This window comes from Mycobacterium sp., assembly GCF_050701675.1.
Classification (GTDB): domain Bacteria; phylum Actinomycetota; class Actinomycetes; order Mycobacteriales; family Mycobacteriaceae; genus Mycobacterium.
This window is the reverse complement of the sequence record NZ_JBOGDD010001191.1, coordinates 1-3,264: the sequence shown is the minus strand read 5'-3', so window position 1 is coordinate 3,264 and position 3,264 is coordinate 1. Positions and strand designations below refer to the sequence as shown.

Here is a 3,264-nt window from a genome sequence, read left to right as displayed (position 1 = left end):
GGGCGAACCGGCGTCCGTCTTGGCTGCTGTCGCCGTCGTATGGACTTGGTCCGACGTTGGCCAGGCTCGCCACGGCGTTGGTCAGTGACTGGGCGGCGCGTAGCTGGTCGTGGCCGAGGGCCTTCGTCGGTGAGAGGTACAACGCGCGGGCCCTTGGGTCCGACCCCAGGGCGGTGAGGATCGGAAGTTGGTACGCGAGTGACTTGCCTGACGCGGTGCCGGTGCTGAGCACCACGTGGCGGCCGGAGTGGGCAAGGTCGGCGGCGACGGATTGGTGGGACCAGGGCTGTGTGATCCCCCGGTCCACGAAGGCCCGCACGACGTCGGGGTCGGCCCACTGCGGCCAGGGTCGGGAGTGGGCCTGGCGGGGGGCGAGGTCGGAAACGTGGCGCAGCGGATGCTCGGCGGGATCGGTGCCGTCGACCGCGCACGCGAGGAGATCGCGACCGAAGTCCGACGATCGCCGAGGCACTCGGTCAGGCACTGTCCGTCCTCCCGAATTAGCGGCTCGACCCCAGGTCAGACCCCGGCGCACGGCACCAAGTCAATTGTCGACGACCGTCTGTCGTCAGGGCGTTCTACACGATTGACTATGCCTGGTCGCAGCTTCTGCGTTCGCATGTCGGCACTCGCAGGAACGGGCCGGCTCACCGGAAATCTATGTGCCGCACCCGAGGCACATAGAAGGAATGAAGGACAAGCAGAAGGTCGACGAGAGCCCGAAGGGACCGCAGGCGGTCAACGTCCGCACGCTCTGAGCGTTCGAGCCCGACCAACTGTCGGCCGGGTACGCGGCACGGTGCCGCAGCGGGATTGCGGTGCTGGCCTAATGTCGGGGTCGTGAGCCAGCTGTCCTTCTTCTCGGCGGAGGCGGTGCCCCCTGCGGTCGCCGACCTCACCGGGATCCTGGCCGCCCCGGGACAGGTGGTCCTGGTCGGCCAGGGCGCCGGGCAGGCTGCGCGGCTGTCGGTGGTGGTCGATCAGCTGTGGCGCGCGCAGGCGCTGGCCGAGATGATCGCCGAGGCCGGTTTGCAGCCGGAGATCGGGCGCACGGACGAGAACACCCCGCTGGTTCGGACCGCGATCGATCGCCGCTTGGTGTCCATCGCGCTTGCCTGGACGCGTGGTGCGGTCAAGACGGTCCCTCCTCAGTGGCTGCCCGGTCCGCGCGAGTTGCGGGCGTGGACCCTGGCCGCAGGAACCCCCGAGGCCGACCGCTACCTGCTCGGACTGGACCCGCACGCGCCGGATACGCATTCCGCACTCGCCTCGGCGATGATGCGGGTGGGAATCGCACCGACCTTGATCGGTACTCGTGGGGCTCACCCGGCCTTGCGAATCAGTGGCCGCAGACGCCTATCGCGCCTGGTAGAGAACGTGGGGGAACCCCCAGGGGATACCGACGCGTTCCAGCAATGGCCACGTACCTGATGCCTCTCGGGAAGGAAGCCAGTTTGCGTAGGCTCGCCCGGAGTGCGAAATTGTCAGTTGCTGTGGGTGCCTGTGACCGCTGAATCGGTCGTCTCGCCTCGAATGGCGCATAGAAGTGGAGCGTAAACAGAGTTGGCTGACCAGGACGGTGGCAGCGGCAGGATTCGGCGACTCGTAATAGTCGAGTCGCCGACCAAGGCGCGCAAAATCGCCGGATACCTCGGCTCCAACTACGTCGTCGAATCGTCGCGTGGGCACATCCGCGACCTACCTCGCGCCGCAGCCGACGTCCCGGCCAAGTACAAGTCCGAGCCGTGGGCCCGCCTCGGCGTGAACGTCGACGCCGACTTCGAACCGCTCTACATCATCAGTCCGGAGAAGAAGAGCACCGTCACCGAGCTCAAGGCTCTGCTCAAGGACGTCGACGAGCTTTACCTGGCGACGGACGGTGACCGCGAGGGCGAGGCCATCGCCTGGCACCTGCTCGAGACGCTCAAGCCGCGCATCCCGGTCAAGCGGATGGTGTTCCACGAGATCACCGAGTCGGCCATCAGGGCCGCCGCCGAGGATCCGCGCGACCTGGACATCGATCTCGTCGACGCCCAGGAGACCCGCCGCATCCTCGACCGCCTCTACGGCTACGAGGTCAGCCCCGTGCTGTGGAAGAAGGTCGCGCCGAAGCTGTCGGCAGGCCGGGTCCAGTCGGTGGCGACCAGGATCATCGTGTCGCGGGAGCGCGAGCGCATGGCGTTCCGCACCGCGGGGTACTGGGACGTCACCGCCGAACTCGACGCCAGCGTCTCGGACTCGGAGGCGTCGCCGCCGAAGTTCACGGCCAAGCTCAACTCGGTCGACGGCAGGCGGGTGGCCAGCGGCCGCGACTTCGACTCGCTAGGAGCCGTCAGAAAGCCCGACGAGGTGCGGGTCCTCGACCAGGCGTCGGCGACCGCACTCGCCGGTGGCTTGCGGGGTGCCCAGCTCAGCGTGGCGTCGGTGGAGCAGAAGCCCTATACCCGGCGTCCATATCCGCCGTTCATGACCTCCACGTTGCAGCAGGAGGCCGGACGCAAGCTGCGGTTCTCCTCCGAGCGCACGATGAGCATCGCGCAGCGGTTGTACGAGAACGGCTACATCACCTACATGCGTACCGACTCGACGACGCTGTCGGAGACGGCGATCAACGCGGCGCGCAACCAGGCCAAGCAGCTCTACGGCGAGGAGTACGTCCACCCGACGGCGCGCCAGTACACCCGCAAGGTCAAGAACGCACAGGAGGCGCACGAGGCGATCAGGCCCTCCGGCGACGTCTTCCAGACCCCGGGCCAGCTGCACAGCAAGCTCGACAACGATGAGTTCCGGCTCTACGAACTGGTCTGGCAGCGCACCGTGGCCTCCCAGATGGCCGACGCCAGGGGTACCACGCTGTCGTTGCGCATCGCGGGAGCCGCCAGCACGGGCGAGCAGGTGGTGTTCAGCGCCAGCGGTCGCACCATCACGTTCGCGGGATTCCTCAAGGCCTACGTCGAGAGCCTCGACGAGCAGGCAGGCGGTGAGGCCGACGACGCCGAGAGCCGGCTGCCGAACCTGACCCAGGGCCAGCGGGTCGACGCCACGGACCTGACCGCGGACGGCCACAACACCAGCCCGCCCGCCCGCTATACCGAGGCATCGCTGATCAAGCAGCTCGAAGACCTGGGCATCGGGCGGCCTTCGACGAACTCGTCGAGCCTCAAGACCATCCAGGACCGCGGGTACGTCCACAAGAAGGGCAGCGCGCTGGTCCCGTCGTGGGTGGCGTTCGCCGTCATCGGGCTGCTCGAACAGCACTTCGCG

General features: G+C 67.8%; 3 protein-coding genes. 2 read left to right on the top strand and 1 reads right to left on the bottom strand.

Features of this window, described 5'->3' with window-relative positions:
* Positions 1 to 484, bottom strand: a 484-nt coding sequence (locus ACRDUX_RS36965; protein ID WP_526421863.1) for a DEAD/DEAH box helicase, incomplete at its 3' end; no start/stop codon positions are given.
* A 356-nt stretch (positions 485 to 840) separates the two neighbouring features.
* On the opposite strand from ACRDUX_RS36965, the gene ACRDUX_RS36960 reads away from it, so the two are divergent.
* Positions 841 to 1,431 (top strand): hypothetical protein, encoded by a 591-nt coding sequence (locus tag ACRDUX_RS36960; protein WP_526421861.1) that lies wholly within the window; start codon positions 841 to 843, stop codon positions 1,429 to 1,431.
* A 132-nt stretch (positions 1,432 to 1,563) separates the two neighbouring features.
* Positions 1,564 to 3,264: type I DNA topoisomerase (gene topA, locus ACRDUX_RS36955; protein WP_526421859.1), on the top strand; the 1,701-nt coding region annotated here is incomplete at its 3' end.